Origin of the sequence: Methanoculleus formosensis (genome assembly GCF_025384765.1) — an archaeon.
Lineage (GTDB): Archaea > Halobacteriota > Methanomicrobia > Methanomicrobiales > Methanoculleaceae > Methanoculleus > Methanoculleus formosensis.
In genome coordinates, this window is sequence record NZ_VHLL01000003.1 from 143,229 (window position 1) to 164,526 (window position 21,298).

Annotated in this window: 22 protein-coding genes and 3 tRNA genes; 16 read left to right on the plus strand and 9 right to left on the minus strand. The window is 58.4% G+C overall.

Translation table 11 applies throughout. The annotated features are described in order from the left end of the window. Positions 1-46: 46 nt before the first annotated feature. From oadA to FKB36_RS07270, 9 genes are all read left to right on the plus strand, one after another. Complete coding sequence (gene oadA, locus FKB36_RS07230; protein WP_261597391.1) at positions 47-1,798, plus strand: sodium-extruding oxaloacetate decarboxylase subunit alpha; 1,752 nt, start codon at positions 47-49, stop codon at positions 1,796-1,798. Positions 1,799-1,812: 14 nt separating this feature from the next. Next, on the plus strand, positions 1,813-3,288 hold the full coding sequence (locus tag FKB36_RS07235) for an acetyl-CoA carboxylase biotin carboxylase subunit (protein ID WP_261597392.1): 1,476 nt from the start codon (positions 1,813-1,815) through the stop codon (positions 3,286-3,288). A 73-nt stretch (positions 3,289-3,361) separates the two neighbouring features. Further along, positions 3,362-3,471 (plus strand) — tRNA-Met (locus tag FKB36_RS07240). A 211-nt stretch (positions 3,472-3,682) separates the two neighbouring features. Continuing rightward, entirely contained in the window at positions 3,683-3,868 is a 186-nt protein-coding gene (locus FKB36_RS07245) for a hypothetical protein (RefSeq protein WP_261597394.1), read from the plus strand. A gap of 237 nt (positions 3,869-4,105) precedes the next feature. Then, entirely contained in the window at positions 4,106-4,765 is a 660-nt protein-coding gene (locus FKB36_RS07250; RefSeq protein ID WP_261597395.1) for a hypothetical protein, read from the plus strand. 114 nt (positions 4,766-4,879) lie between these two features. After that, positions 4,880-5,296, plus strand: a complete 417-nt coding sequence (locus FKB36_RS07255) for an AAA family ATPase (protein ID WP_261597396.1) — start codon at positions 4,880-4,882, stop codon at positions 5,294-5,296. Beyond that, entirely contained in the window at positions 5,293-5,700 is a 408-nt protein-coding gene (locus FKB36_RS07260; RefSeq protein ID WP_261597398.1) for a DUF1016 N-terminal domain-containing protein, read from the plus strand. The genes FKB36_RS07255 and FKB36_RS07260 overlap by 4 nt, the downstream gene beginning before the upstream one ends. 144 nt (positions 5,701-5,844) lie before the next feature. Continuing rightward, a complete protein-coding gene (locus FKB36_RS07265; RefSeq protein ID WP_261597546.1) occupies positions 5,845-6,315 on the plus strand; it encodes a DUF1016 domain-containing protein in 471 nt (156 codons plus the stop codon). Positions 6,316-6,633: 318 nt separating this feature from the next. Next, on the plus strand, positions 6,634-6,855 hold the full coding sequence (locus FKB36_RS07270; RefSeq protein ID WP_261597400.1) for a hypothetical protein: 222 nt from the start codon (positions 6,634-6,636) through the stop codon (positions 6,853-6,855). A 101-nt stretch (positions 6,856-6,956) separates the two neighbouring features. Here the strand turns inward: FKB36_RS07270 and FKB36_RS07275 are convergent, their stop codons facing one another. Both FKB36_RS07275 and FKB36_RS07280 read right to left on the minus strand, forming a co-directional pair. After that, positions 6,957-7,406, minus strand: a complete 450-nt coding sequence (locus FKB36_RS07275; protein WP_261597402.1) for a HEPN domain-containing protein — start codon at positions 7,404-7,406, stop codon at positions 6,957-6,959. Further along, on the minus strand, positions 7,393-7,950 hold the full coding sequence (locus FKB36_RS07280) for a nucleotidyltransferase domain-containing protein (RefSeq protein ID WP_261597403.1): 558 nt from the start codon (positions 7,948-7,950) through the stop codon (positions 7,393-7,395). Before FKB36_RS07280 ends, FKB36_RS07275 begins: the two co-directional genes overlap by 14 nt. 286 nt (positions 7,951-8,236) lie before the next feature. Between FKB36_RS07280 and FKB36_RS07285 the strand changes: the two genes are divergently transcribed. The 3 genes from FKB36_RS07285 (at position 8,237) to FKB36_RS07295 (ending at position 10,808) form a co-directional block, all read left to right on the plus strand. Beyond that, positions 8,237-8,683 carry a hypothetical protein gene (locus tag FKB36_RS07285; RefSeq protein WP_261597405.1) on the plus strand — a complete coding sequence of 149 codons (447 nt, stop codon included), beginning with the start codon at positions 8,237-8,239 and terminating at the stop codon, positions 8,681-8,683. Between the two features lie 434 nt (positions 8,684-9,117). Then, positions 9,118-10,545 carry an MATE family efflux transporter gene (locus FKB36_RS07290; RefSeq protein WP_261597406.1) on the plus strand — a complete coding sequence of 476 codons (1,428 nt, stop codon included), beginning with the start codon at positions 9,118-9,120 and terminating at the stop codon, positions 10,543-10,545. A gap of 178 nt (positions 10,546-10,723) precedes the next feature. After that, positions 10,724-10,808, plus strand: a tRNA-Leu gene (locus FKB36_RS07295). A 145-nt stretch (positions 10,809-10,953) separates the two neighbouring features. Here FKB36_RS07295 and FKB36_RS07300 read toward each other — a convergent pair. Next, entirely contained in the window at positions 10,954-11,145 is a 192-nt protein-coding gene (locus tag FKB36_RS07300; protein WP_261597407.1) for a hypothetical protein, read from the minus strand. A 206-nt stretch (positions 11,146-11,351) separates the two neighbouring features. On the opposite strand from FKB36_RS07300, the gene FKB36_RS07305 reads away from it, so the two are divergent. Both FKB36_RS07305 and FKB36_RS07310 read left to right on the plus strand, forming a co-directional pair. Continuing rightward, positions 11,352-12,032: a diphthine--ammonia ligase gene (locus FKB36_RS07305; RefSeq protein WP_261597547.1), complete on the plus strand. Its 681-nt coding sequence runs from the start codon at positions 11,352-11,354 to the stop codon at positions 12,030-12,032. Next, the gene (locus FKB36_RS07310) at positions 12,029-12,592 is read left to right on the plus strand and encodes a type 1 glutamine amidotransferase (RefSeq protein WP_261597410.1); all 564 of its coding nucleotides are present in this window, start codon (positions 12,029-12,031) and stop codon (positions 12,590-12,592) included. The genes FKB36_RS07305 and FKB36_RS07310 overlap by 4 nt, the downstream gene beginning before the upstream one ends. Here FKB36_RS07310 and mmp10 read toward each other — a convergent pair. Continuing rightward, on the minus strand, positions 12,580-13,806 hold the full coding sequence (gene mmp10, locus FKB36_RS07315) for a methyl coenzyme M reductase-arginine methyltransferase Mmp10 (RefSeq protein ID WP_261597411.1): 1,227 nt from the start codon (positions 13,804-13,806) through the stop codon (positions 12,580-12,582). The genes FKB36_RS07310 and mmp10 overlap by 13 nt on opposite strands. Positions 13,807-13,943: 137 nt before the next feature. On the opposite strand from mmp10, the gene FKB36_RS07320 reads away from it, so the two are divergent. Continuing rightward, complete coding sequence (locus FKB36_RS07320; protein WP_261597412.1) at positions 13,944-14,216, plus strand: DUF504 domain-containing protein; 273 nt, start codon at positions 13,944-13,946, stop codon at positions 14,214-14,216. A gap of 51 nt (positions 14,217-14,267) precedes the next feature. Continuing rightward, positions 14,268-14,340, plus strand: a tRNA-Thr gene (locus FKB36_RS07325). A 560-nt stretch (positions 14,341-14,900) separates the two neighbouring features. Here FKB36_RS07325 and FKB36_RS07330 read toward each other — a convergent pair. The 5 genes from FKB36_RS07330 to FKB36_RS07350 all read right to left on the minus strand — a co-directional run bounded on the left by FKB36_RS07330 (position 14,901) and on the right by FKB36_RS07350 (position 21,279). Then, on the minus strand, positions 14,901-15,338 hold the full coding sequence (locus FKB36_RS07330; protein WP_261597413.1) for a hypothetical protein: 438 nt from the start codon (positions 15,336-15,338) through the stop codon (positions 14,901-14,903). A gap of 147 nt (positions 15,339-15,485) precedes the next feature. Beyond that, complete coding sequence (locus FKB36_RS07335; protein WP_261597414.1) at positions 15,486-16,304, minus strand: hypothetical protein; 819 nt, start codon at positions 16,302-16,304, stop codon at positions 15,486-15,488. Beyond that, positions 16,304-18,250 carry a HEAT repeat domain-containing protein gene (gene yaaA, locus FKB36_RS07340; RefSeq protein WP_261597415.1) on the minus strand — a complete coding sequence of 649 codons (1,947 nt, stop codon included), beginning with the start codon at positions 18,248-18,250 and terminating at the stop codon, positions 16,304-16,306. The genes FKB36_RS07335 and yaaA overlap by 1 nt, the downstream gene beginning before the upstream one ends. A 670-nt stretch (positions 18,251-18,920) precedes the next feature. Beyond that, the gene (locus FKB36_RS07345; protein WP_261597416.1) at positions 18,921-20,099 is read right to left on the minus strand and encodes an ATP-binding protein; all 1,179 of its coding nucleotides are present in this window, start codon (positions 20,097-20,099) and stop codon (positions 18,921-18,923) included. A gap of 376 nt (positions 20,100-20,475) precedes the next feature. Further along, positions 20,476-21,279 carry a winged helix-turn-helix transcriptional regulator gene (locus FKB36_RS07350; RefSeq protein ID WP_261597417.1) on the minus strand — a complete coding sequence of 268 codons (804 nt, stop codon included), beginning with the start codon at positions 21,277-21,279 and terminating at the stop codon, positions 20,476-20,478. Positions 21,280-21,298 lie beyond the last annotated feature (19 nt).

Here is a 21,298-nt window from a genome sequence, read left to right on the forward strand (position 1 = left end):
AGAGGCTTTATTGATATCTTCTCAGCCCTTCGAGGTGTACAAATCGATGTGTGCTGCCAAATTAGGTTCACTCAATATCACCGACACCACGCTTAGGGACGCGCATCAGTCGCTCATCGCCACTCGCCTCCGGACTGAGGATATGCTCCCGCTTGCCCAGGCCATCGACGAAGCAGGCTTCTTCTCCGTCGAGGCCTGGGGCGGGGCGACCTTCGACACCTGCATAAGGTTCCTCAACGACGATCCCTGGGAACGTCTCCGGGTGCTGAAGGCGGAGCTACGGCGCACCCCTATCCAGATGCTCCTGCGCGGTCAGAACCTCGTGGGCTACCGGCATTACCCTGATGACGTGGTGGAGAAATTTGTAGAGGCGTCGGCGCGAAACGGGGTCGACATCTTCCGGGTCTTCGACGCATTAAACGATATCCGGAACATGAAGAAAGCGATGGCGGAGGTCAAGAACGTCGGGGCGCACCTGCAGGGTGCGATATCCTATACGACGAGCCCCGTCCATTCGGTCGCGACGTTCGTCGATATGGCAGAAGAGCTCTATTCGCTCGGCTGCGACTCGATCTGCATCAAGGACATGGCCGGCCTGATCATGCCGCACGATGCCCGCGACCTCATCACGGGGATCAAGAAGAGGGCGGACGTCAGGGTCTGTCTCCACTCCCACTGCACGAGCGGCGTCGCGCCCCTGAGTTACCAGGCGGCCATCGACGCAGGCGTGGATATCCTGGATACGGCGATGTCGCCATTCGCCTTCGGCACCTCCCAGCCGCCGACGGAGAGCGTCGTAGCAAGCGTTGCCGGGACGGCGCGAGACACGGGTATCGATCTCCTTGCGCTCCGCAAAGTCAGGGACATCTGCCGCGATATGCGGCAGAAGTACGAGCCGCTCTTCAACTCGATCGCCGACCGGGTCGACTCGGACGTGCTGATCTATCAGCTCCCGGGCGGGATGATCTCAAACCTCGTCTCGCAGCTCAAGGAGCAGGACGCGCTCGATCGTCTTGATGAGGTGTTCCACGAGGTTCCCCGCGTGAGGGAGGATCTCGGCTATCCGCCGCTCGTGACGCCGACAAGCCAGATCGTGGGCACCCAGGCGGTCTTCAACGTCCTCATGGACGGGGAGCGCTACCGGAACGTGACGAAAGAGGTGAAGGACTACGTCCTCGGCCTCTACGGTCGTTCTCCCGCCCCGGTCAGCCCGGAGATCCGGAAGATGATCATCGGCAACGAGTTGCCGATCACCGTTCGCCCGGCGGATCAACTCGCGCCCATCTACGAGCAGATGAAGAAGGAGGCGATGGAGCAGTGCCTCGTCAACCAGGAGGAGGATGTCCTCACCTACATCCTCTACCCGAACATCGCGCCGACGTTCCTCCGGGGCGAATGCAAGGCCGAGACGATCCCCGAGAAGGCGGCCGGCGCGCCGGCGAGTGTCGCGGAGATCCCCCGCTCCATGGAGGTTGAGGTGGACGGAGAGATCTTCTCGGTCCGGATCATCACCGTCGAAGGAGGCGCGGTCACGACATCTTCGGCAGCCTCGTCTGCGAAGGATGCGCGTCCCCGCGGGGACGTCGCCGGCGGCGTCAAGAGCAACATGCAGGGCATGGTCCTGCAGGTGATGGTCGCGCGCGGAGGCGCCGTCAAGAAGGGCGATCCGCTCATCGTCCTCGAGGCGATGAAGATGGAGAACCCCATCCCCAGCCCCCGCGACGGCACGGTCTCGGAGATCTTCGTGACCGCCGGGGATGTCGTACAGAACGGCGATGTGCTGATGGTCATTGAGTGAGAGGCGCGAGGGCGATGAAATACTTTGACAAGATCCTGATCGCCAACCGCGGCGAGATCGCCATCCGGGTCATGCGCGCCTGCCGGGAACTGGGCATCGACACGGTCGCGATCTACTCCGATCCGGACAGCAACGCGCTTCACGTCAAGTATGCCGACGAGGCGTTCAACGTGGGCGAGGCGCATCCGTCGAAGAGTTACCTCAACAAGGAGCGGATCTGCGCCGTGGCAAAGAAGACCGGGGCCGAGGCGATCCACCCGGGCTATGGGTTCCTCGCGGAGAACGCCGGGTTCGCAAAACTTGTCGAGGACGAGGGCCTGACGTTCATTGGCCCGTCGTGGAAGACGATCGAGGCGCTGGGCTCGAAGATAGGGTCGAAGCGGATGATGCGCGAGGCCGGCGTCCCGGTCCTTCCGGGCACGCCGGACGGCGTGACGAGCATCGACGAGGCGAAGAAGGTCGCCGCCGATATCGGCTATCCGGTGGTGGTGAAGGCGAGCGCGGGCGGCGGCGGTATCGGGATGCACATCGTCGAGAGCGAGGAGGAACTCGAGGAGGCAATCGAAGGGGGGAAGCGGATAGCAGGTTCCGCCTTCGGGGACCCGACGGTCTTCGTGGAGAAGTACCTCGCGAAACCGCGCCATATCGAGATCCAGGTCCTTGCAGACGCGAAGGGGCACACCGTTCACCTCTACGACCGTGAATGCTCGATCCAGCGGCGGCACCAGAAACTGCTCGAAGAGGCGCCCTGTCCGATCATGACGCCCGCTCTCCGGGAGGAGATGACTGCGTCGGCCATCGCGGCCGCAAAGGCTGCGAACTACAAGAACGCCGGCACGGTAGAGTTCCTCTACTCGAACGGGAAGCATTACTTCATGGAGGTGAACACCCGGCTGCAGGTGGAGCATACGGTCACGGAGTTCATCACCGGGATCGATATGGTGAAGCAGCAGATCGCGATCGCGGCCGGGGAAGACCTCGCGATGGACCAGGAGGATGTCAGCATCCGGGGACACGCGATCGAGTGCCGGATCAACGCGGAGGACCCGCTGAACAACTTCACCGCGGATCCGGGGAAGATCGTCCGCTATCGCTCTCCGGGCGGCCCGGGGATACGGGTCGATTCCGGAATCCACATGGGCTACACCATCCCGGCGCACTACGACTCGATGATCTCGAAACTCTGCGGCTGGGGCTCCAACCGCGAGGAGGCGATCCAGCGGATGCGCCGGGCGATCTACGAGTACGTCGTCCTGGGGGTGAAGACGACGCTCCCACTCCATTACGCGATCATGCACAACGCCCACTTCATAGCCGGCGACACCCATACGCACTTCCTGCAGGAGGAGCACATCGCGTCGAGCCTGCGCCGTTACCTCCACGAGGAGGAGGCGCGTATGCAGACGCTGGGAGATTCGCTCCGCCAGGGGAAAGAAGTGGCGGCGATCACGGCAGCGGTCGATGTGTATATCCGGAAAAACTCAAAGTAATCCTCTATCCAATTTTTCCAGTGAGCCATAAGGTTTATTTGGCAATACAACATTGTTATACTGCACTTTGTGCGCTGCGGTGGCCTAGTCGGTTAGGGCGCCAGACTCATAGGGTTTACGAGAAAACGGTGCGTCCAAGCCTGGGACATCTGGAAATCGTGGGTTCGGATCCCACCCGCAGCATCTATTATTCAGGCTCGGATCTGTCAGCAAACGCTTTTATACCTCCATTCCGACCTCCCTTGCATGGGAGCGTTCACAGCACCAACCCAAACCGACAGAGAGTTCCATCCTGTCGATAAAACCTACGCCACTACAGCCGTCCGGAAAGCAGTGGCCACGGGCCTACTCACCCGCGACGAATCTCGCAGAAGCGGCACCGCGAACCGGTGCAGTGCCCGGCTGCAAGACCAGCTACGCCCCGATTACGAACTACTGCTCCACCTGCGGCCGGTCGTTCACCGGCGGCGGGGAGGATGTGCAGGAGGCAATGGGCAAGGACGTGCTCGATAACCCGGAGCTCGTGCGGAAACTGCTCAACGAACTGATCGAGGAGAAGAAGCGGAAGGGAGAACTCTGATGCCCGCTTCTTATCCCTAGGGACAACCCTCATCATCTCCTTATCTTTCAGGTATAACCAAGAGGGGATCTTGCCTGACAGCAAAAGGAGTGGCAAGAACTCTGCGGAAGGAATATGTGAAGGCGATTCACGAATGGAACTGAAATGTTGAAGTATTATATAAATGGAACTTCTCATTAACGATATAGGTCTCAATTGTTAAATGGCAGACTTCCCTGCACTCCGAAGAGGTTTGATATGAGGATCGCTTTAGCACGCAATGAGGGTAATAGAATGCCCTTTAAAGCTACTTTTGCCTTCTATGAGATTAGCATGGAAACTGGACCCAATGGGAGGATTCTATTGCAGGATATAAAATATGGAACTGATCAACTAATTGCGGATCATGTTTGGATCCATGATAATCCATCTATCAAGAAAATGGCTGATTTGGATGAAGGAGATATAATCCGGTTTACTGCATTGGTGTATAAATATAGTAGGGATTATCAGCAAAATAAAGAAGGCGAAGCGAGTTCAGACTACGGACTTAAGGATATCCAGAATCTGGTCATCCTAACTAAAGGACAAAGAGGATCCTCTAGACTCCTAAATGAAAGACAAAGAGAATCCTTTAGTGGGATCTTCATCGGATGTGAGCTTAACACGGTACTTGGGCCAAGGATCCTATTGAAGGACATAATAGATACCCATGGTCGCCGAATCGCATCTCACGGGTCGATTCGTGGTACGATTAAAGATATTTTTCCTGTGAAAGAGGGGGATCAGATTCGATTCACTGCAGTTGTCAGACACACAAATGATCCTTGGCCGAAAAATGCCCCCAGTGAAAACAACGGCCTTGAGCATGTAGGAGATGTAGAAAATCTGACAAATAAACCGGGCTGTTTATCATAACCGTTGGATATTCTCACATTACACCTTCGACAACGCACCCTGAAGTTCCCCATTTTCACTTTCACCCCACCCACGGCGCTGGTTCATATACTCCCGTTCCCTGATCGCTTACCTATGAGGCAGAGAGAAACCCTTCGCTACGACCAGACGCTCTTTCGCGACCGCGAGGTCTTCGAGTTCACCTACATGCCCGACGAGATCCATCACCGCGACGCCCAGATCCGCGAACTCGCCCTCCTCGCCCGACCGGCCCTCCGGGGCGGCAGCCCGAAGAGCGCGGTCCTCCGCAGCCCGCACGGGACGGGGAAGACCACCACCGCCCGCCGGCTCTTTGTCGAGATCGAGGAGACGAAGCAGCAGATTGCCCCGGTCTACATCAACTGCCGGCAGCACCGGACGCCGTTCGCCGTCTTCGCGTGCATCTTTGAGGCGGTCGTCGGCTACACGCCCCCGGCGACCGGCAAGCATCTCGATGAGGTCGTGCGGCTGGCGGCGACGATCAAGAAGAACTTCGAGGAGCTTGGGGTATGACGGTCTCTAAACTGCCGGAGGATTACGGCTCGTTGCTTGTCGAGGTCAAAGAGCGCATTCGTGCCGGCCAGTACCAGGCGCTCAGGGCGGTCAACAAAGAACTGATCGGCCTGTACTGGGATATTGGCAGGATGATTGCCCAGAGACAGAAGAATGAAGGGTGGGGGAAGTCGGTAGTCGAGCGATTGGCGGGCGACCTTCAACAGGAGTTTCCCGGCATTAAAGGCTTCTCAATCCAGAATCTCTGGTATATGCGGCAGTTTTACCTGGAGTACCATGGCAGCGAAAAACTCCAACCACTGGTTGGAGAAATCAGCTGGAGTCACAATCTCGTTATCATGTCGCGTTGCAAGGACCCGCTGGAACGTGAGTTTTACCTTCGCATGACCCGTAAATTCGGCTAGTCAAAGAACGTACTGATCCACCAGATCGAAAACCAGAGCTACGAAAAGACGCTCCTCGGCCAGACCAACTTCGATCGGGCACTCACGCCGGAACTGCAGGCGCAGGCCAGACTCGCCGTCAAGGACGAGTACACCTTCGATTTCCTGGAACTCGCAGAGGAGCACTCCGAGCGCGAGCTGGAGCGCGCCCTGATTGGCAGAGTCGAAGACTTCCTGCGGGCCATGGGGGGAGTCTTTGCCTTCATCGGGAGCCAGTTCCGGCTGGAGGTCGAGGACAGAGAGTACTTTATCGATCTGCTGCTGTTTCACCGGCGGCTTCGCTGCTTGGTGGCCGTCGAACTGAAGATCGGTGAGTTCCAGCCCGAGTTCGTCGGCAAGATGCAATTCTATCTGGCCGCTCTGGACGGGCAGGAGCGCCAAGAGGGTGAAAATCCCTCAATCGGCATCATACTGTGTAAGGAGAAGAACCGCACCATCGTCGAGTACGCCCTGCAGTCCTCCACCTCACCCATCGGCGTCGCCGCCTACCGGATGGTCAGAGAACTGCCACGGGAACTCCGGGATCAGCTCCCGGGCCCAGAGGAGATTGCGAAATTGCTGGAGGGGGGAGAATGAGGGTTGAATGGGTTAACGGGGCGGGGCGAGCGGCGGTGACCACCAAGGAGAATAGTGTTACTAGTGGGAACAAAGAAGAGGGCGACCCATTTGTCGCCAGTGTCCTCCAAAATCACATCCTTGTTGCGGGGGCTACGTTATAAGGCGGCGGGAGTGCGTTGATCGGGTCTCATCCGCTCCGATTCCAGGCTGTTTTGACACACTGTAGACACTTCCGGTATATCCGGATCACCTTGCTATATAGATTCATACAACAACCCTGAGACCATGTCTGCAAGCGCCGGATCCGCCCACTCCCCCACACTTGATACGATCAGAATGGTCGAAGACTTCATCCGGGAGTACAACGGCGAATACCGCCGCCGGGCGCTGTGGGAACGCCTGCCACGGAAGGTCATGTACCAGACGTTCAAGACGATTATCGAGTACCGCCTGGAGTCGGGTAAGATCGCCATCGATGCACAGGGCAAGGTCTGCTGGATCTACGATCCGGAGTTTACCCGGTGGTACCTGGCCCGTGAAGACCTGCGGATCCGATGAAGGCGGCAATCTTTTTTGCCGACACGATCCTGTTTTTTCCGATTCACACACTGCCAGCGGTAGGCTTCATGGCTGGATGTCGTGCAGCCCCATTGGAGTAATCATCTCCATTCCCTCCTGCTCGTTTCGGAGAGCAGGCGCCGTATCCTCTCGATAAACTGCCCGGCATGCTCGACAGCCGCCAGAACCTCGGTGGTGGTCGGCGCCGGGCCGAACGAATACTGGCTCTCGTGGCGTTGTGTTCGCATCCTGGAAAACATTAACACCCACTCCTCTTCGAGGTCTCCTGACTGCGCATAGTGGTTAAGGTACAGTTCAATGCAATAGTGGCTCTTTTCGCGGATACCATCGCGGAAGAGTACCGCACGGGCTGCGTGGAACCATGCCATGTACGCACCCGTCAGGCTTATCCTCCTTGCGCCGAGACCGGCTACCTGCTGTGCTTCGTCAAGGTAGGAGGCGGCAAGGTTCAGCGATTCGTTCGCCTTCTCCACGGAAGGTGCGACTCTGCGAAGCATCTTCTCTTTAAAGCAGTCTTCAATAGATGTCAATGGATGCACCTCCGAGGGTTACGCTCGACCGGACGAGACTGGTGTAGAACGGCCGATCGGTCTCCCTCAGGTCGGAGAGCCTGTCGGGAGTGAGGATAAGCAGGTTTGCCTCGGTCCCGACCGCCGCACCCGCACTTCTCCCGACTCTCGCCGCAGGAACCTCGAGATCCGGTGTATACTCATCGACCAGCACCCAGAGGTCGAGGTCGCTATCGGCCGTGTTCGTTCCCTCTGCATAACTTCCGTACACTCCTACTCCCCGGGCCCATTCCGGGAGCGGAACCGCCGCCACAAGGAGGTCGATGTTAAGCAGGCGTTTCACCGCCAGACTTTGGGCGTTCCCACTCCAGATATACTCCCGACCGCGCTGCGTACAGAAACCGCTCCGGGCAAGCAGACGCAGGTAGCGCGAGACAAGAGCTTTCGAAGTTCCGGTCGCCGCGGCAACCGCCGTTGCTGTTACCGGGCTTCGTTCGGCGACGTACCAGAGGATGCGTATCCGCTCCTCTGTTTTGAAAAGTTCGGACAGTACCGATTTTTCCATACTGTTTCTGCTCCGTGAAGAGATTGTTTCCGTTCCAGAAACAAAGTGTTTCCGATCTGGAAACAGAATATTTCTGACCTGGAAACATCTGCGTGGGGAAGATCTAGGACAGGTGCCTGGGCCCACTGCCCAAAAATTACCCCTCACCTCGGGTATACCCTGACACAGAGATCCGCACCGGAGCTTCCGAGCGGTTGAAATATATACCCGGCGCACCGCTCCATGCGGTAAACGCCGCGGTTGCCGGAGGGTTACGTTTATACGAGGGGCCTCGCCCATATCCAGTATGGAGAGAGGCTCGATAGATAAAATAGGGGCGACGTTCACCGGGATGAACCGCTACTTCGAGGAGAGGTACCGGGAGACGTTCGCGATACCTGAGGATGCCCTGCAGGAGAGGAAGAACGGGTCGATGCGGATTGCGACCTTTCAGTTCAACTGGGTCTTCGGAGAGGCCGACGGTTACGAGTACATGGAGTTCTACCGCTTTCATCGTTTTGGAGACGAGCATGCCCGGATATGGGAAGACGGCACCGTCGAAGATCTCGACACCCTCGAAACCATGTACGCGTACAATCCGAATATCCCCGGGGACGAGGAACGAAAGAGTGAGGAGTCGGCGCAGAGGTATGAGAACCTGCTCAAGGAACTCTCGGAGGCCGGCCTTCTGGGGACGGTGCCCGGTCACACGGCCATAAACACGTTCCTGATGTTACAGGACGAAAAAGAGTAGGCTTAAAATCCATTTATTTAAATCTCAATTTAAAGAGGAGAACCCGGGTAGCCTACCCCCGGCTCTCAAGGCCGGGGTGCCGCCGCCGGCACGGCAACCGCGTCGGAGCCGGGTCTCTCTCCGAGAGTCTTTCCGATCCGGAGGCACCACGGACAAAGACCACCCGTCCGAACCCTTGCTCCACGAACTCCTCCTGCTTGGTCTACAACCCTCCCCCGGGTCAGACTCCGCCGTATTATCTCTCCGCACGGCGACCTGGATCCGGCAGCCTGTTGATCGCCCCGGACGGCAACAGCGCATTAAAACACAATCGTTATGCCCCCGGAGAGCGAAGACCTTTGCTTCTTCCCGGCGACGAACGAACGTGCTCAAAAGAGCATGAACTCTCTTCTCCCGATACATCCGGAGAAAGAACCCGTACCCGAAGGATACCTATGAGTGAAATCACCGCCATCACCTCCGAACCGGCAGAACGCCGGGACACAATCACCGAAGGCGTCGCCGTTCTCACCGGCGACCCGAAGCGCGCCATCTTCAAGATTGCCGGCCCGATCATGGTCGCCATGCTCTTCCAGGCCACCTACAACCTCGCCGACGCCGTCTGGGTCGCGGGCCTCGGCTCGGACGCCCTTGCCGCCGTCGGGTTCGTCACCCCGATCTTCCTGATCCTCGTCGGCCTCGGGAACGGCCTTGGGGCCGGCGTCATCTCGGCCGCCTCCCGCCGCATCGGGGCCGGGGACCGAGCCGGAGCGGACAACGTCGCCATGCACGGCATCGCCGTCGTGCTCGCCCTCGCAGCCGTCGTAACCCCCGCGCTCCTCCTCTTCATCGAGCCGCTCGTCTTCGCCCTGGGGGCCGGGGAGACCGCGGCATACGCCGTCGAGTACGGCAGCATCGTCTTTGCCGGAACCATCTTCATCCTCCTCTCCGACATCCTCTACGCCGTCTTCACGAGCGAGGGGAGTACCCGGAGGACGATGTACGCCGTCGCCGCCTCCGCCGTCCTCAACATCGCCCTCGACCCCATCCTCATCTACGGTGCGGGCATGGGTGTCGCCGGTGCCGCATGGGCGACGCTCATCTCTATGGTAGCTGGCTGCGCCCTCCTCCTGTACTGGTTCCTGGTCAGGAAGGACACCTACATCACCCTCGACTGGAAGCGCTTCTCGCCCGACGGGCGCACGACAATGGACATCTTCGGCGTCGGAATCCCCGCAAGTCTCGAGTTCGTGCTGATGTCGGTCACCGCAATGGTCATCAACGTACTCCTCGTCCACGTCTCTGGGCCCGATGCCGTCGCTGTCTACACCGGCGGGTGGCGGATCGTCTTCTTCGCCCTGATACCTTTCATCGCCATGTCCATCGCCGTCGTTTCGGTTTCGGGGGCGGCCTACGGCAGCAGAAAGCATGACAAACTCAGGGTCGCCCACTCCATTTCAGTCCGCTCGGGCATCCTCATAGGTATCGGACTCTCCATCACCACCTGGCTCCTCGCGCCCGCCATCTCCGGGATCTTCGCTTACTCGACGGGCAGCATGCACCTTGCCGGCGGGATCACCGCCTTCCTGATGACGATGTGCCTCTTCTACCCCTTCGTCTCGCCGGGCATGATGTCCGCCGGAGTCTTCGAGGGGACGGGAAAGGGTCTCTTCGCCCTTGCCGTCGAGTTTTTCAGGAACCTCGGTGCCATCGTGGTCTTCGCCTACGTCTTTGCGATCGTCATGGACTTCGGCGAGACTGGTGTCTGGTGGGGGATCGTCGTCGGCAACATCCTCGGCGCGTTCTTCGGATACGGCTGGGCCCGGGTCTACATCGCCCGTCTCATTGCCGTGAGCCGGAAACGGGGCGCGGTGGCCGCCTGAACGGCGGACCGACCACGACCTTCATGCCCGATATGGGCAGCGAACCCCTCGCTGCCGCCTCCCGGCAGGAGGTGTCCGCACCCGTCGCACAAAGGTATTTTATGTATGACAACAGATTAAATGAGGTAAACGGGGCGTGAGAACGCAACCGCTGCACCTTCCGTCCATGCACACCCGTGCGAGGGTTGCCAAGCCAGGTCAAAGGCGCCAGGTTGAGGGCCTGGTCTCGTAGGAGTTCGTGAGTTCGAATCTCACCCCTCGCATTCGATTTTTCAAACACCTTATCCCGGCACTGCTTTCCCCCGGAGCCGTCGCATTTCCGGAGCGTAACCGTCCATAGAACACAAACAAACCTGCACGCCGTAGTTTCCGCCTCAAGAACGGAGAAGAGAAGAGTGTTCCGGGGACTTACGCCGGCACTGCGTGCCGCTGCTGGCAGCGTTCCTGCAGTTCGTTCCACTCTTCCGGGTGCTCCTCTGCCCACTCGAGGATCGCGTGGACAATCCGGCCCCGCGACTCGGAATCCCCCCGGTAGTCTACCAGGACACAATTGACCACCACTTCGACCTCTCCTTCCTGATGTTGCCTGACTTCCGTCATAGTGAAACCTCCCGATACACCCCCGGTGCTCACACCCAATGAAGATTCGACACCATATAATCCCGATCCTCCCCCGACGGCGGCGGCCGCGGATCGTGCGATTCGCCCCTATGGGGTGCCGGGCCCCGCCTTTTGTCGCCGGCCGCTTCCGGCACCGCCGCCGCAGGGGTTATCGTGCCATGGAGGAGAACAGTACGGGAAGACTCATGAAACTCGGCGTGCTCTTCTCCGGCGGGAAGGACTCCCTCTTCGCCTGCTGGAAGGCGATGCAGAAGGAGGAGGTGGTCTGCCTGATCACGATCGTCTCCAGAAACCCCGAGAGTTACATGTTCCACACCCCGAACATCTGCCTCGCCGCACTGCAGGCTGAAGCGGCGGGATTCCCTCTCGTGGAGGTGGAGACGGCGGGGGAGGAGGAGACGGAACTCCTTGACCTCGAGCGGGCTCTCCTCGCCGCCAGGGAGCGCTACGGGATCGAAGGGGTCGTCACCGGGGCGATCCTCTCGGTCTACCAGGCGACAAGGGTCCAGAGGATCTGCCGGAAACTGGGGCTCTGGTGCTTCAACCCGCTCTGGCTCGCCGACCAGGAGGCATACATGGAGGAACTCATCGACGCTGGCTTTACAGTCGTCATCCAGGGCGTCTTCTCCTCCCCCTTCGACGACTCCTGGCTCGGGAGGGAGATCGACCACTCCACCCTCGACGAACTCCGGGCGATCGCCCGGAAGTACCAGGTCACCCTCACCGGCGAAGGGGGGGAGTTCGAGACGTTCGTCACCGACGCCCCCTTCTTTGCTCAAAGGATCGCGATAGAAGAGACATCGAAGGTCTACCGGAACCACAACGGCGTTCTGCGGATCGAGCGTGCGAGGCTGGTGGCGAAGTGATCCTGCTGATCGATCTCTGCTGCCGGGACGGTTCGCTCTCCCGGGACGAGTTCGTCGCGCCTGTCGAACGACTGCTCTGCCGGATCGGCGTGCCGTTTGCGACCCGCCACTACACCGCCGTCGGTGCACCGGATCTCGAGGCCGCGGATGCGGCGATCCTCTGCGGCACGGCGCTGATGGATACCGGATTCATCGAGCATCCGTTCCGGTGGCTCACGGCGTTCGAGCGGCCGGTGCTCGGCATATCCTCCGGCATGCGGGCGCTCGCGGCGGCATTCGGCGGCGGCACCGGGCCGTGCTGCGAGATCGGTATGGTTGACGTCCGGGTGCTCGCGCCCGACCCCCTCTTTGCCGGGCGGGAGGTGTTTTCCGCATATACGGTGCACGAGGACGCCGTGCAGGTGCCCGGAGAGTTCGTACCGCTCGCCGCTTCCGACCGCTGCGTCCAGGCGATCCGGCACCGCTCGCTCCCTCTCTACGGGCTCCTTTTCCACCCCGAGGTCAGGAACGAGTGGATCGTTGAGCGGTTCTGCGAGCTGGTAGATCGTCAGAGCCCGTAGCGGTTGATGGTGTTGATCAGGGCAGCGAACCCTTCCATCTCCTTATCGAGCACTTCCGTCCGGGTCATGCCCATGCTCGTCTCCGCGTCGGCGGTCAGCATATCGGGACCGCGCACCACCTCGCGGTCGACGCCGTCGGCGGAGAGGATCTTTCGCGCCTCAGCGTCGTGGACGAACGCCCGGCCGGGGAGGATCACGACGTCTTCGAGCCTTCGGAGGTTCACCCCGGCGAGGTCGTCGGCGGTGATGAGGCAGGCGATCTCCTTTTTGACCGCAACGACCCTTGCGATCGAGCCGCGGATCGAGAGGACCCTCTGGATGAATGGGGCGGCGACGCTCCCGGTGATCACCGTCGCACGCTTCCGGACGCGGGGGAGTTTCTTCAAGAGGTCGGGCTCGTGGAGGATCGCGAACGGCGAACCGATCGAGGGGTCGCCGAGCGGTGTCCCGCTGATCTTCATCGAGAATCGATCGTTGAGGTTGGTGACGAGCTCGTGGAACTCGTCGACGGTGTGGACCTGCTGCCCCTCGATGATGGGCGCGTTCCCGAGGATCAGCCCCTGGTCGGTCCGGTTCGCGAACCGCATCAGGATCAGCCCTTTTGCGCCGCGCTCCTCAAGCCACGCGCAGGTCTCTTCGAGCACCTCGCCGTCGTTGACGCCCGGTATGACGACCGCCGCGGCGTAGACGTCGATTGCGCCGCAGAGCCGGTCGAGAACCGCGAGCGAGGCCTCCGGCGTCGGGTCGTGCATCCACTGCCGCCGGAGTTCCGGGTCGGCGGCGAAGACGGTGTAGGAGACCTCGGCAAGGCCGTTTGCGATGAGGTGGTCGGCGATGGCCGGGTCGTCGAACCCCTTGCCGCTCGTGTAGCCGATGTGGAGCGGCACCTCCATGCTGCCGAGGAGCTCGACGAGGTCGCGGAACTCCGGGTAGCAGCTCGGGTCGCCGCCGCCGCTGATGGTGATCCGGTCGACGTCGTCGCTCATCATCTGGAGGTTTGCGAGCGTCTCGTCGGCGACTGTCCGGAGGCTCTTGAACGCATCATAGCCTTCCCGCACCCCCCGGGTGCAGTAGTCGCAGCCCTTCTGGAAGGGGAGGCAGTATTTGCAGCCGAACGACGTCGTGTCCTTGACGTGTTTGAAGTAGCAGTACGAACAGAATCCCCGGCAGTCGAGGCCGGGCCGGCCCCCGAGATCGACGGTGAGATGCGACATCCTGCTGGTACTTCTGTGCTCCTCTGTTATGAACGTTGCAGACCTCTCCCTCACGGCGCGGGTTCGCGGGGAGAACGAGCGGTGCTCCGGGCGGACGGCGGCATGTTTATGATCCGCCGGGGCGAAAGAGTCGCACTATGCGGACGAGCCGCCGGCTGCTGCTCCGGCTCTATCACGACCCCGGTTACGACTTCTCCCGGGTCGAGGTCGAGTACGTCGACCGGGGGGCGCCCGGCGACCGCTCGACGGTCCGGGGCGACCTGGTCGCTGCGCTCGACGCGCAGTACCTGGAGGTGGACGCCGGGACGCACGTGGCGTGTATTCCGTATCATAGGGTCCGGCGGATACTGTATGACGGGGAGACTCTATGGCTGTATGGTGATCAGCCGGGGGATGCCGGGGAGGAGTGAGAAGAACCGGCGCCATCTTTTTTAGCGCGGACGATCCACATTATAAGGTATGCCCCAGTGGCTTAGCTGGCAGAGCGGCTGACTTGTAATCAGCAGGTCCCGAGTTCAAATCTCGGCTGGGGCTTTCGCAATTTTGGTTCAAATCCCTTAGAAAATGCTTATATCCCCATTGTGTGACCCCTCAATCATGAGGACTACCAGCGACCCCATCGCGCCCGCGCGCGGTTTCCACCACGTCAAGATCACCTATGTAGACCGCTCGATTCAAAAAAACAGTTGCAGAGAACCGGATCGATCCGGATGATAGCAATCTCATATGCGATTCTGTTGTAGAACTTCAGGCATGAAGAATACTTGAAGTTGCAAAAGGGCTTGGAAGATAACCGTTTTGGGGTCAGCCACTTAATAAAAAACTTGATGACCGCTCAGCTCATGGTGATCAGTCAGTCTATGGCGCTGGAGGATCTCGCGGCGGAAAAGTGCGCGTGGCGGTCCTCTGTGACCTACTCTGGAAAGGTGAGCGGATCGCGTTATGGGGGTAAAGTAGCATTTATACCTGCTCTTACTTCAAACAGTGAAAGTTGTTCTACTATCCTTTGTGTCTTGGGATACTACTCATTACTTTGGGTGGAGAGTTATTCGGAACCGTCTGTTGACGGTTTTGGGATGATCTCAAAAAATGTCTTATTTTTTAATTATTGCATATCTTTTTGGGTCCATAAGGTTGATTCGATCTCTACGCCGTGAAATATCCATACGTAAGTGCTGAAAATGATTTGTATCCGTATTTCCAACAAGAACAATTATAATGTCCGAATACTCTCTTTCGTAGTTATTGATTTGGCCGGTTAGCCTGTCAACCATCTCTTTTGACTTAAGGTTTCTTTTAAGCTCAATGCCGATTCTGCGATTAACTTCTAAATCACAAAGTCCCCTTCCGGCCTCCTTTCTAACGATCACAGATTGGTTGATGAGGCTCATCGGATCGGGTCGATTTAATACTTTAAGAAGATACCCTTGTAAATCGTCCCGATACTTCGGTTCACTGGTGTATTCTGCTGAAGGTTTCCACCTATTTATTGCTTCAACAACATTATCATAGAGCGGATCGATGCCTATCATACTAGATACTCATGTATCCCATAAATAAACCTTCCGAGATCCAATCCCACATATCCTAAGTCAATCACTATATGGCGCTCATAGTTGCCCTAATGCGCCTTAAGGCTCCATAAATTACCTAGAATCTCGATGATGCTCTCCCGAAAGTCAGGCATGATGTTGTTCAACCCACCGGCGCTCCCCAAGCATGAACAGAACCATCTCGACGTGGTAGAGTGCCCATCCTTCCCCATCATCGATAGCGTATCGCGGCGCCGGAAAAGACTGAGCGTTCAACGCCGATGCTACCTCGCGCAGCAATAAACTCGCCCGAACAAACCATTGCGGCGCGTACCGGTCATTCCACATATTGCCGAACAAACTCTTCCTGCCAATGGCTTTGCTCACCGGCACTGCGAAGGTGATATGATCCCGTATTCGGTCAAAGACTGCTGCATTCTCATTTCGGAAGGCAAAACTAAACTGATTCAGCGCATACGCAACCCGTGAGTCGTATATCGTCCACGCCCATGGATCTGAGAGGTAGTACACCTTCGATGCCGTGGCGATCCGCCGTCCGAAGATGTTCTGACAATCAATGCTGTCAGCATCCCTGCAAGATGAGAGGATCTCGATCGTGGAGAAGATCCGGCCCACATCGCTCTCGGATACCGGAGCGTTGATCCCTCCCCAACCTGCGATGGCGTTACAGACCTCGCTCTTCAGCCGGGCGGCATCCCGGTCGCTTGATTCCCGGGCGCGAGTGACAGCGTCATGAAAGCGCGTCCGGGCTGCTATCCCTTCTCTGCAACCCGCTCTCCCTCGCGGCCATTCGTATGCCTCAAAGTGTTCTTGCCAGCCCCATCTACTCCGGATACGCTCGTGCTCAATGGTGCGGACGATGTACTGCACGAACGCTTTCATTGCCAGCGACCTGAAATCTGACGTGACGATCTTCGCAGGTGGGGTGGCAGGGGGAGCAGGCATCAGATACACCCCAGCTGCTCACACGCACACCTGATTCTGTTTTTGACCTCCCAGTTTGTTTCTATGTCGTGCCTCTCCATGAGATACTTGCATGCGCACCTACTCCCCAATTTGCCGAGCGAAACGGCAGCAAAGCCACGAACCAGAAAGTCTGGATCTGAAAGTGCATCCGCGAGTTGCTCTACTACATCGTGACCACCGGTTCTGCCCAAGGCAAGGATGGCGTCGAGACGCTCATACCTGTCACCACACCGTGCGTCCGTGAGAAGCGAGCTGTGATCCTTCCGATGCTCGGTGTAGAGGAGCCCGATGACCGTATTGAGATGCATAAGGATCGTCTTCCGCTCTTTGAGAAGATCCTCAAGCGTGTACGTCCCGGTGTGCGTGGCCTTTCCCCGATGACCGGAGAAGTATTCGCATACCGTCTCAATCTGAACGTAGTCCGCATCAAACTCCCGATCAATAAAGGCAAGGGCGTCAGTGAGGATATCGGCGAAGAAATCCGGAACAAAAGGCTCACTGGCGCCCTTTTGTAGGTTTTCCCGAAGGTATTCCCACTCGCCCAGGTTGATCTGTTTGATCTTCTCCTCTTCAGCCCACAGAATCTTTTTCAGCTGTTTGGGGAGATCTCCGAATGTGCAACCCTCGAATCGCCACGCTTCGTTGGCATATTTTGAAAATATATATGCACGCAGCCTCCGGGCGACTTCGTAATGCAACATCTTCTCAAGCCCTTTGGCATACCCGAGCCAGATTGATGAGCCTGCATCGGCGTAGGCTTTTGGCGAACGGTAAAGGGCAACCAGCAGATCTTCAGCGTAGGCCAATTGTACTCTGACATCCCCATCCGGTATCGTGTCATGGTGCAACACGCCCCAATCTTCGGGCAAGGGGCGCTTCTCCGCTTTATCGGCCCTGAAGCACCGGTCGCTGAAGATCACATCCCCGCATTCGGTGCCGGGTTGAATCCGGAAGACCTGATCCTCTGACAGATCTAAAAAGGTATTCCCGACGAATTTCCCCAACGATCGGAGCCCTTTCTGTCCATCTGCGTGTTTGTACAAGCAATGGAATACCTCTACGCTGCTGATCGTACTTTTCAGAGATTCCCAATCTATGACGTTGCGATAATCGTCGATGGACGTGAACTCGAATACGCGGCAGATGTTATTTTTCCGGATGTAATCAGCAAGTACGCGGGTCAGGCAACCGCTCAGTTTCCAGATTTCGAAGTTCGGGTTGTGCTCGTCGAGGATACAATCGTACATCTGCACCGGTTCGAGAGGGCAGACAAGACCGTACAGGCCGGAGACGATGAGAACATGATGTCCCGATACGAGAAGTCGTTTCTTACCATCTTCACCAAGGCCGGTATAGAAGTCACCGTCATAGCGTTCGATTGCAGGCATGTAAAACGCTCCGGATTGCACGACAGCATTGCCAAAATCTTCGCCCGGAGCGAGAGCCTGATTGAAGTGGGAGTCTTTCAGGTCGGCGTTCTGCCATATCAGGCCGCCGTTTTTCAAACAGTGGATTACGTACTGACGAGAATGTACCAGAGAGTATCTGGTATCAGCTTCCAGATCATGGCCGAGGATTGAATCTTCCATCCGATACTCTGCAGGACTCGGACCTTCTTTTTTATGGAAGGAGTCACCAAGCAGGATCAGGATCGGGGAGCACGGCCGGTACCGCGAATTCAGTAATTTTTTGACATCCTCAATGGCGGTTGCGTACTCGCATGCTTCTACTTTTAGCCGGAGTGATCGGTTGTGTGGGTGGATGAAACCAACTGCACGATTGAGTGTATCGAATACCTTGGCATCAAGACGCGATATGCTGAAGATCTCTTCGATATCGTGAAGACTCACGATAAAATCATCCTGCTGAACTCGAAAGATAACTTTGTCATCGCGTATTAGGATTCTATCAACAAATTCAACCATCCGGCAACAATTAACCGTTAACGTAATTGCTATTGAAAAGAGTTGCGATACAACATTTTCCGACAAGCACCGGGCGATTAGGATTGTAGCGTCGAATTTTTTGACCTGGCCTCAACACACCCGGACCCTCTCCGACCCCACCACCCCCACCCATCGTAGCCCTTTTCACCAGATCCAACCTTATACATGGCCTCGTACGTCCACCGGATAGAGGTACACTTTTCCCGCGATCCACACTTGCAGTCGCGTACCGAGAGGTTCCGCTCGCGGGGCTTCCCCCTGCGCGAACTGCACCTCGTCGATGTCTATACCATAGCGACCGCCCGGAGGGACTTCTCCCCCGAGGAACTCTTGCAGATCGGCGCGCAGCTCAGCAACCCCGTCGTCCAGCGGTACTCCGTAGACCGGCCGACCTTGACCACGCGATCGAGGTCGGGTTCCTGCCCGGGGTCACCGACAACGCCGGGACGACGGCAAGGCAGACCATCGAGGACTACTTCGGGTTCCGGTTCGGCGAGAGGGAGGCGCTCCCCGGCACGCCTGAAGCGGTGCTCCTCGCCGGTGGCCGTGCAAAAGCGAAACCCGGATGAAGAAGCAGCAGGAAGACTCTGTTACGGGAGCAGTCTGATGGCCCATGCCGAGCGGTGCAAGGCGTGTAAACGGGCTCCTCTCACTCCAGGTACCGGACGATCGACTCAAGATCCCGGTACCCGACCAGGTGCCCTGCCGCCCGATGCTGCGGCTGGTCGCCCCCGTAGACCACGAACGAGCGATCCGGGGAGTTGCCGGAGAGCCCATTCCAGTAGGTGATCTCATTGAAGAAGTCGGAACTTGCCGTTCGGGCTGATTTGATCTCGACCGGAATGGGGTCCCACCCCTGGTACTCGATGATGCAGTCGATTTCGTGGCCGAGTTTGTCCCGCCAGAAGTAGAGGTTTGACTCTTTACCCCGGTTGAAGCGGAACTTCAGGAACTCCGTTATGATGAGCGATTCAAAGAGCCCCCCTTTTAAGGGGTGGTAAACAAGGTCATCGGCGCTCTGGACCCCGGCCAGGTGTGCAGCAAGGCCGGGGTCTGTGAAGTAGAGTTTGGGCATCTTGATAAGCCGTTTGTTGAAGTTCTTGTGGTGGGGCCTGACCTGGACGATCAGCATCGCTGTCTCCAGGAGGGATAGCCATTCTTTCGCCGTGTTATGGGTGATGCCGCAGTCATGGGCGAGGGACGAGTAGTTCACCACCTGGCCTGAACGGTAAGCGCACATCTTCATGAACGTCTGGAACGTCGAAAGGTTCTGCACCTGCTTGAGGAGGCGGAGATCGCGCTCGATGTAGGTCTGGATATACGACGAATAGAAGTCCGCCGGGTGAATGGCGCTACTGTATGGGCGGGGGAAGAGGCCGGCGTAGAGGAGGTCCTCGTAGCGTTCGATCGTGATCCCAGCACGGGCAAATTCCTCCATCGAGAGGGGGAGGAGTTTGACGATACCGACCCGGCCGGCGAGCGACTGAGATATCCGCTCCATCATCAGGAAGTTCTGCGACCCGGTGAGAATGAACCGTCCCGGCCTCTGATTCGCATCGAGGACCCCCTGGAGGTACGAGAAGAGTTCCGGGACCCTCTGTACCTCGTCGAGGATCGCCCCGGTCTTCTCGTACTGTGCGAGAAAACTGCGGGGGTCCTCCTCTGCGAAGGCGCGGGTATCGGGGTCTTCGAGCAAGACGTAGGGCAACTGCGGGAATATCGACCGGACGAGCGTCGTCTTTCCTGACTGGCGGGGGCCGACGACGGCGACTGCCGGGAAGCCGAGAGCGAGCGACCGGATCTGTGCCTCTGCATCCCGCCGGATCATCCCCTGCATCCTCATGGACATATTGTAAATAGCATTTACAATTTGTCCATATAAATATTCCTGCGGAGCCGACGAGGAGCGCCACCCGGGTGGATGAGAATACGCCCTAATTACCGTGTCTGGCCTTGGCGTTCAATGCCGGTGCTCTGAGTTCCCGCAACTGCCCCATCCTCTGGCCAGGGAAGGAGCGCTGTTTTTTTGACCAGCACGGGGTCAGGGCCGGCATCCGGAGCGCTCAATGAAACCTGCCAGTCTGCCGGGCAAGATTTCGCGGAAACTGAGGGCTTTTTTCGGGAAGTAACGATCATATTCGCTAATCCCTTTTCGACGCTCCCCGCAGGTCTGAGTATTCCTCTTAACCCTGAATACGACCCTTTCATCCACCGATCCCGGCACCCGCTCCTTCACGCCTCTCAGCGTCCTGGCAATCCCCGGACTTCGCCGTCCCGCCGTCCACCTGCTCCCCGACGACCGCCACCGCCTCATCGGAGAGGAAATACCGGACCTCCCCTCCCGCCCCCTCCCGGCTCACGACCCCGTCGCCTGAGAGGCGCCGCAGGTGCCACGAGACCGACGAGGCGGTGATCCCGAGCCGTTCGGCAAGTTCATGCCGCGACGCCCCCGGTTCCTCCAGCAGCGTGAAAAGGATCTCCCGGGTGTTCGGGTTTTTGAGGTGGATGAACACCTTTGCTTCGAGGGGGGAGTATCTCTGCCGGTTCTCGAAGTATCCCGTCTGCCCGCCGACGGCGGCGGCGGCGACCATCCCGAACTCCTGCAGTCTCCCGAGGTGGTAGCGTAAGGTTCCGCGGTTCACCCCGAGATCCTCGGCGAGGGTGCCGAGGCGGATGCCCGGGTGGGCGCGGATGTGGTCGTAGATCGCCGTCCGGGTCTCATGCTCGAGCGCGGCGTTTTTCGCAATCCGGCGGTAGCCGAAGAAGAACCAGACGTTCAGGAGGAACAGGACATTAACGACGACCAGGAGTTCGGGAGGGGCACCGATGAGGAGGCCGGAGATCAGGATCTGGGGCGGGACCTGCCACCACTCGATGGGGGTCATATCCTGCGGCGGACGGTCGGGCACATAGTCCTTGGCCGGACTGACGGTATAGCCCGCGGTCGCGCAGGAGGGGAGGGCAGAGAGAAGGATGATCAGGATTACGGCAGCCGGCCAGCATCGCATACTCCAGGAATCGGAGTGA

Coding starts and splice junctions, on each gene's coding strand:
- FKB36_RS07235 (WP_261597392.1), top strand. CDS start 1,813: ATGAAATACTTTGACAAGATCCTGATCGCCAACCGCGGCGAGATCGCC.
- FKB36_RS07320 (WP_261597412.1), top strand. CDS start 13,944: ATGCGGACGAGCCGCCGGCTGCTGCTCCGGCTCTATCACGACCCCGGT.
- FKB36_RS07280 (WP_261597403.1), bottom strand. CDS start 7,950: ATGGAAAAATCGGTACTGTCCGAACTTTTCAAAACAGAGGAGCGGATA.
- FKB36_RS07255 (WP_261597396.1), top strand. CDS start 4,880: ATGAGGCAGAGAGAAACCCTTCGCTACGACCAGACGCTCTTTCGCGAC.
- FKB36_RS07345 (WP_261597416.1), bottom strand. CDS start 20,099: ATGATCCGGCGGGATGCAGAGGCACAGATCCGGTCGCTCGCTCTCGGC.
- FKB36_RS07260 (WP_261597398.1), top strand. CDS start 5,293: ATGACGGTCTCTAAACTGCCGGAGGATTACGGCTCGTTGCTTGTCGAG.
- FKB36_RS07350 (WP_261597417.1), bottom strand. CDS start 21,279: ATGCGATGCTGGCCGGCTGCCGTAATCCTGATCATCCTTCTCTCTGCC.
- yaaA (WP_261597415.1), bottom strand. CDS start 18,250: ATGGTTGAATTTGTTGATAGAATCCTAATACGCGATGACAAAGTTATC.
- FKB36_RS07300 (WP_261597407.1), bottom strand. CDS start 11,145: ATGACGGAAGTCAGGCAACATCAGGAAGGAGAGGTCGAAGTGGTGGTC.
- FKB36_RS07285 (WP_261597405.1), top strand. CDS start 8,237: ATGGAGAGAGGCTCGATAGATAAAATAGGGGCGACGTTCACCGGGATG.
- FKB36_RS07335 (WP_261597414.1), bottom strand. CDS start 16,304: ATGCCTGCTCCCCCTGCCACCCCACCTGCGAAGATCGTCACGTCAGAT.
- FKB36_RS07290 (WP_261597406.1), top strand. CDS start 9,118: ATGAGTGAAATCACCGCCATCACCTCCGAACCGGCAGAACGCCGGGAC.
- FKB36_RS07305 (WP_261597547.1), top strand. CDS start 11,352: ATGAAACTCGGCGTGCTCTTCTCCGGCGGGAAGGACTCCCTCTTCGCC.
- FKB36_RS07250 (WP_261597395.1), top strand. CDS start 4,106: ATGAGGATCGCTTTAGCACGCAATGAGGGTAATAGAATGCCCTTTAAA.
- oadA (WP_261597391.1), top strand. CDS start 47: ATGTGTGCTGCCAAATTAGGTTCACTCAATATCACCGACACCACGCTT.
- FKB36_RS07330 (WP_261597413.1), bottom strand. CDS start 15,338: ATGATAGGCATCGATCCGCTCTATGATAATGTTGTTGAAGCAATAAAT.
- mmp10 (WP_261597411.1), bottom strand. CDS start 13,806: ATGTCGCATCTCACCGTCGATCTCGGGGGCCGGCCCGGCCTCGACTGC.
- FKB36_RS07270 (WP_261597400.1), top strand. CDS start 6,634: ATGGTCGAAGACTTCATCCGGGAGTACAACGGCGAATACCGCCGCCGG.